This window comes from Klebsiella sp. WP3-W18-ESBL-02, from assembly GCF_014168815.1.
GTDB lineage: Bacteria > Pseudomonadota > Gammaproteobacteria > Enterobacterales > Enterobacteriaceae > Kluyvera > Kluyvera ascorbata_B.
On the sequence record NZ_AP021972.1, the window covers coordinates 1751242 to 1769682 of the forward strand.

At 57.0% G+C, this 18441-nt stretch carries 15 protein-coding genes; 7 read left to right on the plus strand and 8 right to left on the minus strand.

Annotated elements, in window-relative coordinates; genetic code table 11:
- The first annotated feature begins 222 nt into the window (after positions 1-222).
- From fruB to fruA, 3 genes are read left to right on the plus strand one after another with little or no spacing between them, the layout of a single operon-like run.
- The gene (gene fruB / locus H7R56_RS08270) at positions 223-1353 is read left to right on the plus strand and encodes a fused PTS fructose transporter subunit IIA/HPr protein (protein WP_106924389.1); all 1131 of its coding nucleotides are present in this window, start codon (positions 223-225) and stop codon (positions 1351-1353) included.
- Positions 1354-2292 carry a 1-phosphofructokinase gene (fruK, locus tag H7R56_RS08275; protein WP_106924390.1) on the plus strand — a complete coding sequence of 313 codons (939 nt, stop codon included), beginning with the start codon at positions 1354-1356 and terminating at the stop codon, positions 2290-2292. It begins immediately after the preceding gene.
- Positions 2293-2307: 15 nt separating this feature from the next.
- Positions 2308-3996 carry a PTS fructose transporter subunit IIBC gene (gene fruA, locus H7R56_RS08280; protein WP_106924391.1) on the plus strand — a complete coding sequence of 563 codons (1689 nt, stop codon included), beginning with the start codon at positions 2308-2310 and terminating at the stop codon, positions 3994-3996.
- A 104-nt stretch (positions 3997-4100) separates the two neighbouring features.
- Here the strand turns inward: fruA and nfo are convergent, their stop codons facing one another.
- Positions 4101-4958, minus strand: coding sequence for a deoxyribonuclease IV (gene nfo, locus H7R56_RS08285; RefSeq protein WP_106924392.1), 858 nt, complete (start codon positions 4956-4958; stop codon positions 4101-4103).
- Between the two features lie 140 nt (positions 4959-5098).
- A complete protein-coding gene (locus tag H7R56_RS08290; protein ID WP_106924393.1) occupies positions 5099-6151 on the minus strand; it encodes a YeiH family protein in 1053 nt (350 codons plus the stop codon).
- A gap of 118 nt (positions 6152-6269) precedes the next feature.
- On the opposite strand from H7R56_RS08290, the gene yieE reads away from it, so the two are divergent.
- Positions 6270-7136 carry a DNA-binding transcriptional regulator YeiE gene (gene yieE, locus H7R56_RS08295; RefSeq protein WP_106924394.1) on the plus strand — a complete coding sequence of 289 codons (867 nt, stop codon included), beginning with the start codon at positions 6270-6272 and terminating at the stop codon, positions 7134-7136.
- On the opposite strand, the gene H7R56_RS08300 is transcribed toward yieE, so the two are convergent.
- Both H7R56_RS08300 and H7R56_RS08305 read right to left on the minus strand, forming a co-directional pair.
- Positions 7096-7608, minus strand: coding sequence for a hypothetical protein (locus H7R56_RS08300; RefSeq protein WP_223878895.1), 513 nt, complete (start codon positions 7606-7608; stop codon positions 7096-7098). The two genes, yieE and H7R56_RS08300, sit on opposite strands and share 41 nt — an antisense overlap.
- Positions 7608-8168 carry a hypothetical protein gene (locus H7R56_RS08305; RefSeq protein WP_106924395.1) on the minus strand — a complete coding sequence of 187 codons (561 nt, stop codon included), beginning with the start codon at positions 8166-8168 and terminating at the stop codon, positions 7608-7610. The genes H7R56_RS08300 and H7R56_RS08305 overlap by 1 nt, the downstream gene beginning before the upstream one ends.
- 126 nt (positions 8169-8294) lie before the next feature.
- On the opposite strand from H7R56_RS08305, the gene H7R56_RS08310 reads away from it, so the two are divergent.
- Both H7R56_RS08310 and cirA read left to right on the plus strand, forming a co-directional pair.
- Positions 8295-9764 (plus strand): amino acid permease, encoded by a 1470-nt coding sequence (locus H7R56_RS08310; RefSeq protein ID WP_106924396.1) that lies wholly within the window; start codon positions 8295-8297, stop codon positions 9762-9764.
- 303 nt (positions 9765-10067) lie between these two features.
- Entirely contained in the window at positions 10068-12035 is a 1968-nt protein-coding gene (gene cirA / locus H7R56_RS08315) for a catecholate siderophore receptor CirA (protein WP_106924397.1), read from the plus strand.
- Positions 12036-12136: 101 nt separating this feature from the next.
- Here cirA and H7R56_RS08320 read toward each other — a convergent pair whose 3' ends face one another.
- Genes H7R56_RS08320 through H7R56_RS08330 form a run of 3 tightly spaced genes read right to left on the minus strand, consistent with a single transcriptional unit; the run spans position 12137 to position 16426 of the window.
- Positions 12137-13330 (minus strand): glycoside hydrolase family 88 protein, encoded by a 1194-nt coding sequence (locus H7R56_RS08320; RefSeq protein WP_181357952.1) that lies wholly within the window; start codon positions 13328-13330, stop codon positions 12137-12139.
- A 17-nt stretch (positions 13331-13347) separates the two neighbouring features.
- Positions 13348-14613 carry an oligosaccharide MFS transporter gene (locus tag H7R56_RS08325; RefSeq protein WP_106924398.1) on the minus strand — a complete coding sequence of 422 codons (1266 nt, stop codon included), beginning with the start codon at positions 14611-14613 and terminating at the stop codon, positions 13348-13350.
- 31 nt (positions 14614-14644) lie between these two features.
- Positions 14645-16426 (minus strand): DUF2264 domain-containing protein, encoded by a 1782-nt coding sequence (locus tag H7R56_RS08330; protein ID WP_106924399.1) that lies wholly within the window; start codon positions 16424-16426, stop codon positions 14645-14647.
- A 186-nt stretch (positions 16427-16612) separates the two neighbouring features.
- Here H7R56_RS08330 and H7R56_RS08335 point away from each other — a divergent pair, with 186 nt between their 5' ends.
- A complete protein-coding gene (locus H7R56_RS08335; protein WP_197974893.1) occupies positions 16613-17491 on the plus strand; it encodes an AraC family transcriptional regulator in 879 nt (292 codons plus the stop codon).
- Between the two features lie 82 nt (positions 17492-17573).
- Here the strand turns inward: H7R56_RS08335 and fghA are convergent, their stop codons facing one another.
- Positions 17574-18410 carry an S-formylglutathione hydrolase gene (fghA, locus tag H7R56_RS08340; protein WP_106924400.1) on the minus strand — a complete coding sequence of 279 codons (837 nt, stop codon included), beginning with the start codon at positions 18408-18410 and terminating at the stop codon, positions 17574-17576.
- Positions 18411-18441: the final 31 nt, after the last annotated feature.

The window sequence follows — 18441 nt, forward strand, 5'->3', positions numbered from 1 at the left end:
TGGGAGCATCATCTCGCTTCAGCAAATGTGGCGTGAATGCTAATGAAATGTGCTGTAGATCTAATTTATGCAATCAAAATGTCAGCAGAACTTGCAGGCTGATTAAGAAAGGCACAAAATTATTGAAACGTTTCAGCGTCGTCTTCAGCATCTGTCCCGCGGAGTACGGCGATTTTGTCTCACAAAAGCTGAATCGATTCAATTCAGCGAGCGAGGGGAACCATGTTCCAGTTAACTGTTCAGGATATTCATCCCGGCCAGCAGGCCGCGAATAAAGAAGAGGCTATTCGGCAGGTTGCCGCTGCGCTGGTCAGCGCGGGCAACGTCGCTGACGGTTACGTCGCCGGCATGCTGGCGCGTGAGCAACAAACCTCCACGTTCTTGGGTAACGGCATCGCCATTCCGCACGGCACGACCGATACTCGCGATCAGGTGTTGAAAACCGGCGTTCAGGTTTATCAGTTCCCGCAGGGCGTTACCTGGGGGGAAGGGCAGACCGCCTATGTCGCCATTGGTATTGCCGCCAGCTCCGACGAGCATCTTGGCCTGCTGCGTCAGCTGACGCATGTGCTGAGCGATGACGCGGTGGCTGAACAGCTGAAAACCGCGACGACCGCCGAAGAGTTGCGTGCCCTGCTGATGGGGGAAAAACAGAGCGAAGCGCTGAAGCTGGACAACGACATGCTGTCGCTGGACGTCGCGGCAAGCGATCTGGTCACGCTGCAGGCGCTGAACGCAGCACGTTTAAAAGAAGCCGGCGCCGTCGATGCGAATTTTGTCGCGAAGGTGATCAACGATCGCCCGCTGAACCTGGGTCAGGGCATCTGGCTGAGCGACAGCGCTGAAGGCAACCTGCGCAGCGCTATCGCGGTCAGCCGTGCGGCCGAGCCGTTTACCGTTGGTGAAGCAGCGGCATCTGTGCTGATTACCGTCGCCATGACCGATGCGCAGCCAACGGCCGTGCTGAACCGTCTAGTCAACCTGCTGCTGGACAACAAAGCTGAACGTCTGCTGAAGGCTGACGCGGCCACGCTGTTAGCGTTGCTGACCAGCGATGATGCGGCGGCTGACGACGTGCTGAGCGAAGAATTTGTTATTCGTAACGAACACGGCCTGCACGCCCGCCCGGGCACCATGCTGGTCAATACCATTAAACAATTTAGCAGCGACATCACCGTCACCAACCTGGACGGCAGCGGTAAACCGGCTAACGGCCGCAGCCTGATGAAAGTGGTGGCGCTGGGTGTTAAGAAAGGTCATCGCCTGCGGTTTACCGCGCAGGGTGATGATGCTCGTCAGGCGCTGGACGCCATCGGCGAAGCCATCGCTTCAGGCCTCGGGGAGGGCGCATAAATGAGCAGAAGAGTAGCCACAATTACCTTAAACCCGGCCTATGATTTGGTAGGGTTCACGCCAGAAATCGAGCGTGGCGAAGTGAACCTGGTTCGCACCACCGGGCTGCACGCGGCGGGTAAAGGCATCAACGTGGCCAGAGTGCTGAAAGATTTGGGCATCGACGTGACCGTTGGCGGCTTCCTGGGTAAAGATAACCAGGACGGTTTTCAGCAGCTGTTCAGCGAACTGGGCATTGCCAACCGCTTCCAGGTGGTGCAGGGCCGTACGCGTATTAACGTGAAGCTGACCGAGAAAGACGGTGAGGTGACCGACTTTAACTTCTCTGGCTTTGAAGTGACGCCGGCGGACTGGGAGCGTTTCGTTAACGATTCCCTGAGCTGGCTGGGTCAGTTCGATATGGTCTGCGTCAGCGGCAGCCTGCCGGCGGGCGTTAGCCCGGAAGCGTTCACCGATTGGATGACGCGTCTGCGCAGTCAGTGCCCGTGCATCATTTTCGACAGCAGCCGTGAAGCGCTGGTGGCGGGCCTGAAAGCCGCGCCGTGGCTGGTGAAGCCAAACCGTCGCGAGCTGGAAATCTGGGCTGGCCGCAAGCTGCCTGAAATGAAAGACGTGATTGAAGCTGCCCACGCGCTGCGTGAGCAGGGCATCGCCCACGTGGTGATTTCGCTCGGCGCGGAAGGTGCGCTGTGGGTGAACGCTTCCGGCGAGTGGATTGCTAAGCCGCCTTCAATGGAAGTGGTCAGCACCGTAGGGGCGGGGGATTCGATGGTTGGCGGTCTGATTTACGGCCTGCTGATGCGCGAGTCCAGCGAGCATACCCTGCGCCTGGCGACGGCGGTTGCCGCGCTGGCGGTAAGCCAGAGCAACGTCGGGATTACCGATCGTACCCAGTTGGCCGCGATGATGGCGCGCGTCGACCTGAAACCCTTTAACTAACAGCAGGAGAGGCGTATGAAAACGCTGCTGATTATCGATGCCAAACTCGGACAGGCTCGTGCTTATATGGCGAAGACCCTGCTGGGCGCGGCGGCGCAAAAAGCGCGCCTGGAGTTAATTGATAACCCGAACGATGCTGAACTGGCGATCGTGCTGGGCTCCGCTCTGCCGGCCGACACGGCGCTGGCGGGCAAACAGGTTTATCTTGGCGACATCAACCGCGCGGTCTCTCATCCGGAGCTGTTCCTGAGCGAAGCCAAAGCCCACGCGCTGCCGTACGAAGCGCCGACGCAGGCTGAGCCGACGGCGACCGGGGCGGTCAAACGCATCGTGGCGGTAACGGCATGTCCAACCGGCGTTGCGCACACCTTTATGGCAGCAGAAGCCATTGAAACCGAAGCTAAAAAACGCGGTCTGTGGGTGAAAGTAGAAACCCGTGGCTCCGTGGGCGCGGGCAATGCTATCACGCCGGAAGAAGTTGAGCAGGCTGACCTGGTTATCGTGGCGGCGGATATCGAAGTGGATCTGGCGAAGTTTGCCGGTAAACCGATGTACCGTACAACAACCGGCCTGGCGCTGAAGAAAACGGCGCAGGAGCTGGATAAAGCGATAGTCGAGGCCAAGCCGTACCAGCCTTCAGGCCAGAGCAAAACGCCGGCCGATTCGGCGAAAAAAGAGAGCGGCGGCGGCGCTTATCGCCACCTGCTGACCGGCGTATCCTACATGCTGCCGATGGTGGTTGCGGGCGGCCTGTGTATTGCGCTGTCCTTCGCATTCGGGATCAAAGCATTTGAAGTGAAAGGGACGCTGGCCGCTGCGCTGATGCAGATTGGCGGCGGTTCAGCCTTTGCGCTGATGGTGCCGGTGCTGGCGGGCTTTATTGCCTTCTCCATTGCTGACCGTCCGGGTCTGACCCCAGGTCTCATCGGCGGTATGCTGGCGGTAAGCGGCGGCTCCGGTTTTATCGGCGGTATCATTGCCGGTTTCCTGGCCGGTTACGTGGCGAAGCTGATTAGCACCAAGCTGAAGCTGCCGCCGAGCATGGAAGCGCTGAAGCCGATCCTGATCATTCCGCTGGTTTCCAGCCTGATCGTGGGTCTGGCGATGATCTACCTGATCGGCACACCGGTCGCCGCGCTGCTGAACTGGCTGACCCACTGGTTGCAGACCATGGGCACCGCGAACGCGGTCCTGCTGGGCGCAATTCTGGGGGCGATGATGTGTACCGATATGGGTGGTCCGGTTAACAAAGCGGCATACGCTTTCGGCGTTGGCCTGCTGTCTACGCAAACCTATGCGCCGATGGCAGCCATCATGGCGGCCGGTATGGTTCCGCCGCTGGCAATGGGGATTGCAACGCTGGTTGCGCGTAACAAATTCGATAAAGGTCAACGTGAAGGGGGCAAAGCGGCGCTGGTTCTGGGTCTGTGCTTTATCTCTGAAGGGGCGATTCCGTTCGCCGCTCGTGACCCGATGCGCGTTCTGCCTTGCTGCATCGTTGGCGGCGCGGTAACCGGCGCTATCTCGATGCTGGTTGGCGCGAAACTGATGGCACCGCACGGTGGTCTGTTTGTGCTGCTGATTCCTGGCGCGATCACGCCGGTGCTGGGCTATCTGGTGGCGATTGTCGTCGGTACGCTGGTGGCGGGCCTGTCTTACGCGGTGCTGAAGCGCCCGGAAGGTGAGGTCGCGGCGAAAGCGTAAGCGTTCGAAAAACGTGAAAAAGGGCCGAGGATTCGGCCCTTTTTTTATACCTGATGGCGGCTGCGCCTACCCGTAGGCCCGGTAAATGTGACGCCACCGGGCAATCAGGCGGCGGCAGACTCGGTCTGCTGTGCCTTCAGCCAGGCAATCTCTTCTGCCCAGATATCCGGGTTGATGGTTTCCAGAATCAGCGGGATACCGTCAAAACGGTTGTCCTGCATGATAAAGCGGAACGCATCGTGGCCGATGTTACCTTCACCCAGGCTATGGTGGCGGTCAACGCGGCTACCAAATTCACTTTTGGCATCATTCAGGTGCATACCGCGCAGATAGTTAAAACCGACAGTGCGCTCGAACTCAGCGAATGTTTCCGCGCAGGCCTCGGGGGTGCGCAGGTCGTAACCGGCGGCAAATGCGTGGCAGGTGTCGATGCAGACGCCAACGCGGGATTTATCCTCTACGCCATCGATGATGGCGGCCAGATGTTCAAACTTAAAGCCGAGGTTGCTGCCCTGACCGGCGGTGTTCTCAATGACTGCCGTCACGCCTTCGGTCTGCGCCAGCGCGATATTGATAGATTCGGCAATGCGCGCCAGACATTTATCTTCATCAATTTGCAGCAGATGGCTGCCGGGATGGAAGTTCAGCAACGTCAGCCCCAGCTGCTGACAGCGCGTCAGCTCATCAATAAAAGCCTCGCGTGATTTCTCCAGCGCCTCTTCAACCGGGTGGCCAAGGTTAATCAGATAGCTGTCGTGTGGCAAAATTTGCGCCGGGGTGTAGTGGTATTTTTCACAGGCGGCTTTGAAGTCGTCGATAACCTCGGGGGTCAGCGGCGCGGCGCGCCACTGGCGCTGATTTTTGGTGAACAGGGCGAAGGCGGTGGCTTCGATTTCAGCGGCCCGAATTGCGGCGTTTGCCAGGCCGCCAGCGGCGCTGACGTGCGCTCCGATGTATTTCATCATGGGTTCCCTAAAGAGTTCGAGTTGCAGGAAGGTGGCAAGAGACAACGACGCGTCTGCAACTTGAAATATGACGAGAAAAACCCGCCATACTCAAAAGGGGTGAGTATAGCGGGTTAAGCGGGGAGCGTCGTGTTCGATTATGCCATCACGCTATGGATAGCGAGGTTAATCGCGCCGCCGCCAACAATCAGCCAGATAAACAGCACCAGCGCCATCAGCAGCGGTTTTGCACCGGCTTTTTTCAGCGCGCTGACGTGGGTGGTGACACCCAGAGCCGCCATCGCCATCGCCAGCATGACGGTGTCGAGCGTAATCAGCATTTGCACCAGGCTTTCCGGTAGCAGGTGGAACGAGTTGAAAATCGCCACCACGATAAACAGAATGGCAAACCACGGAATGGTGATTTTACTTTTCTGCTCGGCGTTCGCCGGGGCCAGCTGTTTAACGCGTGCGGCCATAAACAGCAGGAACGGAGCCAGCATCATGACGCGCAGCATTTTGGCGATAACTGCCGCATTTTCAGCGTCCGGGTTGATAGCATGACCGGCCGCGACCACCTGAGCAACTTCGTGCATGGTGGAGCCAATATAAATGCCGTAGGTTTCCGGGCTAAACCAGTGCGCCAGCAGCGGATACATCGCCGGGTAGAGGAAAATCGCCAGCGTACCAAAAATGACTACCGTCGCGACGGCGACCGTGACTTTGCTGGCCTCGGCTTTGACGACCGGCTCGGTCGCCAGCACCGCGGCGGCACCACAGATACTGCTGCCTGCGCCGATAAGCCAGCTGGTCTGTTTATCCAGGCCAAAGACCTTCTGCCCTAACCAACAGGCGATAAAGAAAGTGCTGGAAAGCGTCAGTACGTCAATGATGATGCCGCTGACGCCGACGTCAGCAATCTGCGAGAACGTCAGGCGAAAGCCGTACAAAATAATCCCCAGACGCAGCAGGTGCTGCTTGGCAAAGAGCACGCCCCCGTCGCAGGACTGCCAGATTTTTGGGTAGACGGTGTTACCTATGACCATCCCAAACAGAATAGCCAGCGTCAGGGCGCTCATCCCCGCACCGGCGATAGCCGGCACGCTGCCTGCCCAGATTGCCGCGCCGGTGATGACGGCGCTGAGCGCAAGCCCAGGGATAAAGTGTGTGATACTACGATGATGGTGTGTCTGTAAGGTGACTTGTGTCATAACCCTCTCCTTTGTCTGGTAAAAAGGTTACGCCCGAGTGGTTTAAAAATAAAATTGATTATATATTTATAATTAATCGTAATAACTGGTAAGGGCGGCTCTGACGGGCCGGGAAACTATGCATATCACGCTACGACAGCTCGAAGTTTTTGCAGAAGTGCTGAAAAGCGGGTCCACCACCCAGGCTTCGCAGATGCTGGCGCTGTCACAATCGGCAGTCAGCGCGGCCTTGACTGACCTGGAAGGTCAGCTCGGGGTTCAGCTTTTCGATCGGGTTGGTAAACGACTGGTGGTGAATGAGCATGGGCGTCTGCTGTATCCGCGTGCGCTGGCGCTGCTGGAGCAGGCGGGCGAAATTGAACAGCTGTTTCGCGAAGATAACGGGGCGATTCGCGTCTATGCCAGCAGTACGATTGGCAATTACATCCTGCCGGGGGTGATTGCCCGCTACCGCAAAGATTTTCCCACGCTGCCGCTGGAGCTGAGCGTCGGTAATAGTCAGGACGTGATCAACGCGGTGGCCGATTTCCGCGTCGATATCGGTTTGATTGAAGGGCCTTGCCATTCGGCGGATATCATCGCCGAGCCGTGGCTGGAAGATGAACTGGTGGTATTTTCAGCGCCGCACAGCGCCTGGCTGCTGGGCGAAATCACGCTCGATAAGCTGGCGATGGCGCCGTGGATCCTGCGTGAGAAGGGTTCCGGTACGCGCGAAATTGTCGACTACCTGCTGCTTTCGCATCTGCCGCAGTTCCAGATGGGGATGGAGCTGGGGAATTCCGAAGCTATCAAGCACGCGGTGCGTCACGACCTGGGCATTAGCTGCCTTTCACGCCGGGTGATTGCCGAGCAGCTGGCGGCAGGTACGCTGGTCGAGGTGCCTGTTCCGCTGCCGACGTTGAGCCGCACGCTGTGGCGTATTCATCATCGGCAGAAGCATCTTTCTAACGCGCTGAAACGTTTTTTGCACTACTGTGAATGTTAAGAAACTGCACGGGGGCCAGTCCGTGCTGTGCGCAGATTCCGGCGGTTCTGGCGTAATACCACGTCCCGACAGGAAACGGCTCCCAGCAGCGAATGTAACGATCCGGGCTGAAATAGCTGATGTGAAGGAGCAGGATGAGCGCATTTGCTGTCAGCAATAACGTAAGCGTAAGCCATGCGATGGGCGTCAAGATTCGTTGGACGAGAGGAATGGGCAGGGTAATCGAAAACAAAAGCTTAAGATTACCCAGTATGGTGAACAGGAGTAGGGCGGGTCCGCAGCAGGCGATGCTAGCTTCGAGCATGCTTTGCGACCAGAAGTCCGGCATAGGAAAGAGCCAAAGTTGCGAAATATAGCCGTACGCCAGGTACAGCGAGTAACCCGTCAGCATCGGCAAGAAAACGACGACCCCGAGATAGACTTGCCAGTTCGGCGTGCCCTCCATCACCGTCGACGCGGTCGGTTTGCGCATCAGTCACTCCGTACCACGGTCGGCGAAGGCGTCAAAACGGTACGGCCAAAATGCTGACACCAATCACTGTTTTTGACGTACATGTAAGTTCGATGGCCGCGGCTACGGCTGTAACAAACACCGAATTGAGGCGTTTTATATTGGGCGATTGTCTGGTAGCGCAGAACACAAACACCGATTGACCACAGCGGCGCCATGCCCAGGCAAAAGAGAACCGCCCATTTAGCGAAGCGTTCACCGGCGCACTCGTCAGGTATGTAGCTGCTGGCGACGAAGATGATAATGATCAATCCAATAAATAACGAACCGGCAAAGACGGATCCCGTATCATCGGTAATATAGTCTGGCCTGAAATACCAATCATCGATCGCCCAGAGGGTCTGGAAAAGCCCGACGCCGACGAAAAACAAGCCTAACATGAGGGTGAAAAGAACATTGAGCGTCGATGCGTGCTTATCTTTACGCAGGCCTTTGCGTTTCATTATCCAATCCTTCTTGTTCGCCACCGCGATTTTGCGTAATACCTTCGCTCTTTGTACGCCAATTTGTGCGAATCGCATTTTTGTCCTTTACTAATAATCCAGAGGAAATCATGAAGGTCTCTTATAACAGCGCATTTCTACCGTGATCTGCCGGCTTCGTCTGCTACAATCGCGCCTCATTTTTTGGATGGATAGCATTTTCACATGGGTTCCGAAACGAAAACCACACAAGCGCCCGCGCTACGCCGCGAACTCAAGGCGCGTCACCTGACGATGATCGCCATTGGCGGATCTATCGGTACAGGCCTGTTTGTTGCGTCCGGCGCAACCATTTCTCAGGCGGGCCCGGGCGGCGCGCTGTTTTCCTATATTCTGATTGGCCTGATGGTGTACTTCCTGATGACCAGTCTGGGCGAGCTGGCGGCGTATATGCCGGTATCCGGCTCCTTCGCGACCTACGGTCAGAACTATGTGGAGGAAGGCTTCGGCTTCGCGCTGGGCTGGAACTACTGGTACAACTGGGCGGTGACCATTGCCGTCGACCTTGTGGCCGCACAGCTGGTCATGAGCTGGTGGTTCCCGGACACGCCGGGCTGGATCTGGAGCGCGATGTTCCTGTGCGTCATCTTCCTGCTGAACTACATCTCGGTGAAAGGCTTCGGTGAAGCGGAATACTGGTTCTCGCTGATTAAAGTCGCCACCGTTATCATCTTCATCATCGTCGGTATCATGATGATCCTCGGCATCTTCAAGGGCGCGCAGCCGGTCGGCTGGAGCAACTGGACAACCGGCGATGCGCCGTTTGCCGGTGGTTTGTCGGCAATGATTGGCGTGGCGATGATCGTCGGTTTCTCCTTCCAGGGAACCGAGCTGATTGGTATCGCGGCGGGTGAATCTGAAGATCCGGAGAAGAACATTCCGCGCGCGGTGCGTCAGGTGTTCTGGCGTATCCTGCTGTTCTACGTGTTTGCGATTCTGATTATCAGCCTGATTATTCCGTACACCGATCCCAGCCTGCTGCGTAACGACGTGAAAGATATTTCCGTCAGCCCGTTCACCCTGGTGTTCGAGCACGCGGGCCTGCTGTCTGCGGCGGCTATTATGAACGCGGTTATTCTGACGGCGGTGCTCTCGGCGGGTAACTCCGGGATGTATGCCTCTACCCGTATGCTGTACACCCTGGCCTGCGATGGCAAAGCGCCGCGTATCTTCGCTAAGCTGTCCCGTGGCGGTGTGCCGCGCAACGCGCTGTATGCCACTACCGTGATTGCCGGGCTTTGCTTCCTGACCTCAATGTTTGGTAACCAGACCGTGTACCTGTGGCTGCTGAATACCTCCGGGATGACCGGCTTTATTGCCTGGCTGGGGATTGCGATTAGCCATTATCGCTTCCGTCGCGGTTACGTGATGCAGGGGCACGATATTAATAACCTGCCGTACCGTTCCGGGTTCTTCCCGCTGGGGCCGATCTTTGCCTTCGTGCTGTGCCTGATCATTACCCTGGGTCAGAACTATGAAGCGTTCCTCGCCGACACCATCGACTGGGGCGGCGTGGCGGCAACCTATATCGGTATCCCGCTGTTCCTGGTCATCTGGTTTGGTTATAAGCTGAGCCGCGGGACGCACTTTGTCCGCTACAGCGAAATGCACTTCCCGGAACGCTTTAAGCAGTAACGCGAGTGAGCGACCTGATTGCCAATAAAGCCTCTCTTCGGAGAGGCTTTTTTATGCCTGAATGTTTATTAATTGTTACTTCTTGACATAACTTTAAATAACCTTAATTGATAATCGTTATCATTACCTTTATCATCACAACCCATACAAAAAGATGAAGCCACTTCCTTTTCTCGGTGAGATAAATGCCGAAGGACCAGCCACATCTGCATAAAAAAACAGGCCGCCGGTCAGCGGCATTAAGCAGCATTTGTGAGCAAGACCCTTTGTTTTAATTGAGTATTCACCTCATGGAGAATGGAAATGTTTAGGTTAAACCCCATCGTTCGGGGCGGGCTGTGCGCGTCCGTCATGTCCCTGGCGCTGCCGGTGTGCGCGGCAGAGGATAATGAAATCATGGTCGTGACGGCGGCCGCCACCGAGCAAAGCGTAAAGGATGCACCCGCCAGTATCAGCGTTATTACCCAGCAGGATTTGCAGCGTAAACCGGTGCAGAACCTGAAAGATGTGCTGAAAGAAGTGCCGGGCGTTCAGCTTACCAATGAGGGGGATAACCGTAAGGGCGTCAGCATTCGTGGGCTGAGCAGCAGCTATACCCTGATCCTGATTGACGGCAAGCGCGTGAATTCACGTAACGCCGTCTTCCGCCATAACGACTTTGACCTGAACTGGATCCCGGTTGACGCCATTGAACGCATTGAAGTGGTGCGCGGGCCGATGTCCTCGCTGTACGGCTCCGACGCCTTGGGCGGGGTGGTCAATATCATCACGAAAAAGATCGGTACGAAGTGGACGGGAACGCTCACTGCCGATACGACAATTCAGGAACATCGCGACCGCGGCGATACCTGGAATGGTCAGTTCTTTACCTCCGGCCCGCTGGTGGACGGCGTACTGGGCGTGAAGGCGTTCGGCAGCCTGTCAAAACGTGAGAAGGACGATCAGCAGGCTTCTCGCTCCAGCACCACCGGCGAAACGCCGCGTATTGAGGGCTACACCAGCCGCGACGGCAACGTCGAATTCGCCTGGACGCCGAATGAAAACAACGATATTACCGCCGGGTATGGTTTTGATCGCCAGGATCGTGAGTCTGACTCGCTCGACCGTAACCGTCTGGAACGTCAGAACTACTCGTTGAGCCACAACGGCCGCTGGGATATCGGCAACAGCGAGCTGAAGTACTACGGCGAGAAAGTCGTTAATAAGAACCCGGGCAACACCAGTGAAATTACCTCAGAAAGCAATGCCATCGACGGCAAATACGTGCTGCCGCTGGGCGTGATTAACCAACTGGTCACCTTCGGCGGCGAATGGCGCTACGATAAGCTGACCGATCCGGTCAATCTGACGGGAAGCACCAGTACGAAAACTTCTGCTAGCCAGTACGCGCTGTTCCTTGAGGATGAATGGCGGATTTTTGAACCGCTGGCGCTGACGACCGGGATCCGTATGGATGACCATGAAACCTATGGCGATCACTGGAGCCCGCGCGCGTATCTGGTGTATAACGCCACCGATACGTTGACGGTAAAAGGGGGCTGGGCGACCGCGTTTAAAGCGCCATCGTTGCTTCAGCTAAGCCCGGACTGGACCTCTAATTCCTGCCGCGGCAGCTGCCGTATTGTCGGCAGCCCGGACCTGAAGCCGGAAACCAGCGAAAGCTTTGAAATCGGTCTTTACTACCAGGGGGATGAAGGCTGGCTGGACGGCGTGCAGGGAAGTGTGACCACTTTCCAGAATGATATCGACGATATGATAAGCGTTAACCGTACAAGTGATAAAAACGCTGCGCCGGGTTATCCGAACTTTGTCGGTTTTAAAAATGGCGTACCGGTGTTTGCGTACTACAACGTGAATAAAGCGCGTATTCGTGGGGTGGAAACCGAGCTGAAAGTGCCGTTTGGCGAGCAGTGGAAAATGACGCTGAACTACACCTACAACGACGGTCGCGATCTGAGCAACGGTGACGATAAACCGCTACAGGAGCTGCCGTTCCATACGGGTAACGGGCGCGTTGACTGGACGCCGCTACAGGACTGGTCGTTCTATCTGGCGGCGAGCTACACCGGCAAGCAGCGTGCGGTGAGCAGTACGTCGAAAACGCCGGGCGGCTACACCACCTGGGATCTCGGCGGAGCATGGCAGGCGACGAAAAACGTGAAGCTGCGTGCGGGCGTGCTTAACCTTGGGGATAAGGATCTGTCGCGTGACGACTACAGCTATAACGAGGACGGACGCCGGTACTTTATGGCGGTAGATTACCGCTTCTAAAGCGTCATCATGGTGGTGCCGGGTGGCGCAGGCGCTTACCCGGCCGACAATGTTACGCGAACGCGTAGGCCCGATGTGCGTAGCGCCATCGGGCTGTTTGATTACCAGTAGCTGCGCCAGTTCTGTACCGCGCGCGTTATCGCTTCCATCAGGAAGTAATCCCCCCAACTACAGCACTCGTTCACCCCAATGCCGCCTTTGAAATAGTACACCGAATGCTTCAGCAAACCCTGACCTGGGGTATGTTCGCGGTTAACGTATTCATCGATCATGCGATTAATCATGCGCAGCGCCAGGGTTTCGTAGCTCTCTTTATCCGGATGCGTGGCCGGCAGATGTTTCACCAGCTCAAGCAGCGCGCAGGCGACAATCGCTGCCGCCGAGCTATCGCGTTCGCTGGCGGGATCGGTGAGCGCCAGATCCCAGTAGCAGATCAGATCCTCCGGCAGGCGATTCAGGTAGTAATTTGCCAGCGTCTGGCTGAGCGCCAGCAGGCGATCGTCGCCGGTGTGCAGATAGTTCAGCAGAAAACCGTACACGCCCCACGCCTGGCCGCGTGCCCAGCATGAATCGTCGGAGAAGCCCTGATGCGTATTGCCAAAGCGCGGCTCGCCGGTTTCGACATCCATATACCAGGTATGGAAGGTAGAACCATCTTCACGCACGATGTAGCGGCGCGCGCGATCGATATGCTGTTTGGCTGCGTTGGCATAGCGCGGATCGCCGCTGGCGCGCGTGGCTTCATACAGCAACGGTAGGTTCATATTGCAGTCGATGATCATGCGCCCCTGTTGTTCAGGGTTGTTCAGCTCGCCCCATGCCTGAATGATCCCGGCCTTTTCGTTATAGCGCTCCATCAGCGCATCGGCGGCCAGCAGCGCGATATAACCCGCTTCGCGGTTGCCGGTCACCCGTTGCCCCGCCACGCATGACAGGCTGTAGAGAAAGCCCAGATCGTGGTGGTTAGTATGATCGCGGTTGATGATCCGCTGGCCGAACGAGTGAATATGCTGTTCTGCCAGCGAGCGGTAGCGCGGCTGCCCGGTCCACTCGTAGGCCAGCCACAGCTGCCCGGTCCAGAAGCTGGTGGTCCACTCAATATTGTCGATGATGGGGTAGACCCCTTTTTCACAGGCCGCATCGGGGAAGCGCTGGCCAAAATAGTGCGCGTTGCTGTCAATTGCCGCCAGCAGTGTGGGCATTATCCCGCCAATTTTTTGGCTTAGCGCGTCGCGTTCACCAGGCTGAAGCCGACAGGGGGTAAGCGGTTCTTTATTGATCATTTCAGACGTCATGCGGTCATTTTCCCGTATTAATTAAGTGCTTGATGTTTGATTTCCTGACCTACAGCGCTCTTTTTGTGGCTGTAGCAGGCTGAAAGGGTGAGGGCCGAAACGCCGGTAAAGACCAGGGCGATAATGCCCATAATCAGATAGGTATGCTCAAAGCCGATGGTCTGGTAGGCGTAGCCTGCCGGTGGCGCAACGACGATGGAACCGACGTAAATCATCGCCTGGTAGCCCAGCAGGTACATGGTGGCGTTCACGCGTTTATCGAAATGCTCGGCGATATACTTAAAGACCGACACCAGAATCAGCGCGATTTCAATACCGTACAGCGGTTTCACCAGGCAGATAATCAGCGGATCGTTGGTCAGGCCGGAGATAATAAGACGCACGCTGATGACCAGCCCGGTGAGCAGCATTCCCTGTTTAGCGCCAATGCGGTTAATTATCGCCGGCACCAGCATCATGCCGAAGAATTCGGCGGCGGACTGGGCGGTACTCATGTAGCCGAACATCGCGTTGCCTTCTTCTTTGGTGGCAAAGAAGGTGACGAAGTAGCGCGAGAACTGCTGCTCGGCGATGAACATCATCCACGCCACGCCCGCGATATAGAGCGCAAACATCCAGAACTTACGGTTCGCCAGCAGGTGCAGTACATCCGTAATCACAATCTTATCTTTTGACAGGACGCTGTTCTCTTCCTGGCCGAAGTGGTCCACCTTCAGCGTCAGCAGCACGGCAAACATACACAGCGCCGATACGCTGCTGATGGCGAAGTTGATTTTCGGCGAAATGTTATACAGGAAGCCGGAAAATGACGACGCGGTGGCCCAGCCGAGCGCCGCCCACATGCGGATGCGGCCGAACTCCATATTGTAGAGGCGGCTGAAGCGGTCAACGTAGGACTCTTCTGCCGCGACCCCCGCGTACCAGCCGAGGCTGAAGAACAGTGCGCCGACGATCATCCCGCTAATAAAATGACTTTGCAGCAGCGGCAGGTAGATCCAGATGTAAAAGGGCGCCATCAGCGCAGAGACGATGCAGACAAAATAGAGCAGGTGCTTCTTCATGCCGATTTTGTCCATGATGAAGCCGTATACCGGCTTGATGACCACCGCGAAGACGCCGTTCACCGCGAAAACGGTGCCAATGTCTACGGCGTCCAGCCCGGCCTTGTCGCCGAGCCATATAGCGTACAGGCCGAAGCTGGCCGCCCAGGTAAAGGTAAAAAGAAAAACAAACAGACTTAGCTTGATGTATGCCGAACGAGTCGACTGAATGGGTGTAGTCATAACGGTCTCCGCCGCGAATCAGAGGTCAGGGTTATTTCAACGTGAGCGTTTTGCCGTTCACGGTTAACTGCGAGGTTGCAAGGTCAAAAGTCAGATCATCGGGCATGGGGCGTACCGCGCCTGGGTCGGCGCTGACGTAGCAGGCCAGCCAGCCGGTGCCCGCTTCCAGCTGTGTGGTCAAGCAGGGAATATCGGCCGGTGCCGCAAACAGCAGGTTGCTGTTGGGTGGGGTCGTCACGGTACTTGCACGGCGATTGCCGCACAGATTGACCAGCCGGCTGTAGTCATAGCGCGTTTCCAGCGTTACCGCATCGCCGTAGCAAAGACGGCTGCGCAGGTGGTGGTGATTGACGGCGAATCCCCCCTCAACGCATTGCAGATTTCGAGGTGTCATGATGCGGTGAACGCGAATGTGACCGTTTTCCTGCGCCATCAGCCAACTGGTGACGATAACGTCAGGCCATGGTCGCCATTCGCTGCGCACCCAGTCCCCGGTGACTTCCGCGCTGTCGCATGCGCGGCGGCCGCGATAGTAGTCGTCTCCTGCGCTGAACAGCAGCATCGAATCCACCGCGGCGTGGTTGAGCCCGTAGCGTCCGCGCTCCAGAGTGAAGCCGAAGTGGCTGGAATAGGCGAATTTGCTGTACTTCTGCTCGAAGTTCACAAAGTTATTTTTGTCGAACTGACCGGACATGAGCATCCACGCGTGGCGGCCGCCGTCGCTGTGCACCACAATTTGCCCGGCCTCCGGGATAGGGTGGTGCACGTCAAGTGCGGGCATCGGCTCACATTCCGCGCGCCAGAATCGACTCTCCTCCGGCAGAGCCAGAATCAGCATGGCTTTCAGCGCCCAGTAGGGGGATCCGGGGCTGTTATAATCTTCGGCCATAATCAGATTCGGGTAGGCGTAGCCAATCGAAAACAGCCCGTCGGCGCCGATAAACGGCTGCGTCTGCCAGTAATCCAGGTGACGTAGAATCAATCCCTTGACCACGCCGGGCGTAAAAACATCCAGTTCGGTAAAGGCGACGGCGCTCCAGAAGGCGACCTGGACAAACCGATAGGTCAAGCTGCGACCGAAGGGAATGGCCGCACCGTCGGTGGTGAAGTAGTAACGGTAGTCCTGCGCAAAGCGCTGGGCGCGCTGACGATAGCGCAGGCAGCGCTCCGGGTCGACATCCTGCATAAAGTGGCTGTAGATGAGGCCGTAGAAGTGAAACGCGCTGGAAATGTAGTAGTCGCGCGGCTTACCGTGGCCGTCGCAGTACCAGCCGTTGCCGAGCCAGAAGGGTTCGATGGCGTCGAGATGACGGTTGATCACCGCCATATCATAGCCGCGCCCGACGCATTTGAGTCCCAGTTGAATCAATACCGGGAAAAAGTGCCAGTTGTTATCCGGCACGGCGACCTCGGCGCTTTGGCTCAGCCAGCGAACCAGATTGTCCTGTTCTGTGGCAGACAGCGCCTGCCATAGCCCGCTGTCCGGCAGCGCCAGCCCGAGACCGAATGCCGCCATCTCGACGCAGCGCTGGTCGTTGTCACCAACATCGCCCCAGTATCCGGGGTGCTGCGGATCGCAGCCGTGACGGACGCCGGTCACCAATTGCGCATACCATGGCGGCGTCGTACCGCCGCTAACCAGCGGAAATGCTCCCCACAGCAGACGAATAACTCCCTCCATACCGGCCACCGTGTCCGGATACTGGGCGGCGGTGTCGCCGGCATGAAGGCGCGTGCAGTCGGCCGACAGATGGGGAACTGCCGCCGCAATCCAACCCTGTAGTAACGCACTGTATTCTTGTTTCGTCCGCATAGTGAAATCCCGTTTCAGTCTGTTGATGGCGGACGAATAATAGGAATTTGCGACGGGCAACAAATGTGATAGTGCTCGTACTTTTGCGTACGTCAGGTAATTTAAAATAATTTTTGGCGTATTTTGCCGTGGAAGTTTTATTCCGATGATGAAAGTTTAAGTTTATTAACATACGAGGCGGACGCGGTGGCACATTCCCGGCAAACGGAAGACACAACCTGGCTTGAACAGATACATCTCAACGATAAGTCTATTTATTTCAATCGTATGCAGAATATGCCCGCCAACTACTACCATTGGCACCAGTGTGCGGAAATTCTCTGCGTATCGCGCGGGGTGGGGATCGCGCTATTGGAACATCAGCAGTACACGGTGAAACCGGGGCGTTTATTTATTTTCCCGCCCGGTAAGCTACATAAGGTGTACGTCGAGCAGGACGAGCGCAACGTCTACCATCGGACGACCCTTCACTTTAACCCGCTGCTGCTGGAGCCGTGGTTGCGCGATTTTCCCCGCCAGCAGATGCTGTTGCGCCAGCTGTGCGGGCGAGGTGAGAAGGCGCGGGTGTTCGATGTCGGCGACCTGCACCCGGTGATTGAAACGCTGCTACAGCGCTTTGAAACGTTGACTCAGGATGCCAGCTGGAGCACCAGCGACAGCGCCTTTCTGATCATGCAGCTGATTAGCCTGTTGCCACAGCAGGAGCAAGCGGCCGGGCATAATACCTTCTCGTCGACAATCATCCGCTGGTTGGAAAACCACTACCACGAGCGCTGTTCGCTGGAGGACATCGCAGCGGTGATGGGGTGCTCACGCGGGCACACTTCCCGGCGTTTTCACGATGAAACCGGCGGAACTATCCAGGCGTATTTAATGATGCGGCGTATTCGCCAGGCCTGCGAGTTATTGCTGCATTCACAGCATTCGGTGCGGGATATTGCCGAACGGGTCGGTTTCACCGAGTACGCGTGGTTTATTACCTGCTTTCGCAAGAATATGGGCAAAACGCCGTTGCAGTACCGCAAGGCGTATCCGTATACGTTGCCGGAAATGGAAGCGATGTGATTGGGGGATGATCTGTAGGCCTGATAAGCGCAGCGCCATCAGGCAGGCATTGCCGGATGGCGGCGCGAGCACCTTATCCGGCCTACTTGAAGAGGTGTTCGGCGTGGAAGCGCAGGTGATCTTCAATAAACGAAGCAATAAAGTAATAGCTGTGGTCGTAACCCGGCTGAATGCGTAGGGTCAGCGGCCAGTCTTTCTGCCGCGCGGCTTCGGCAAAGACCGCAGGCTGCAGTTGATCGGCGAGGAATTGATCGTTATCGCCCTGATCAATCAACATCGGGATGGCATGTTCTACCTGGCTTGCCAGCAGCAGCTCGGTGCTGTCCCATTCTTTCCAGCGAGTAACGTCATCCCCCAGATAGGCATTAAACGCTTTCTGCCCCCACGGTACCCGGCACGGGTTGACGATCGGCGCAAAGGCCGACGCGCTACAGTATTTACCTGGGTTCTTCAGCGCCAGCATGAGCGCACCGTGGCCGCCCATGGAATGGCCGCTGATGGCGCAGCGATCGCTGACGTTAAACTGCGCCTGAATCAGCGCCGGCAGCTCGTCGCGCAGGTAATCGTACATGCGGAAGTGGGCCGCCCAGGGGGCTTCGCTGGCGTTGAGATAAAAACCGGCGCCCTGGCCCAGATCGTAGCCCGGATCGTTGGCTACGCCTTCGCCGCGTGGGCTGGTATCCGGCATCACCAGAACAATACCCAGCTCGGCGGCGATGCGCTGCGCGCCCGCTTTGGTGGTGAAGTTCTCATCGTTGCAGGTCAGGCCGGACAGCCAGTACAGCACCGGCGGCGGCGTCTTTTTTCCTTCTGGCGGCAAAAACAGACTCAACGTCATCGGGCAGTTCAGCGTGGTGGAATGGTGCTGCCAGCGCTGCTGCCAGCCGCCATAACAGCGGTGCTCTTCAAGCATTTCCATGCGGGCTCCTCGCGGTTTTGGTCAGAATTAA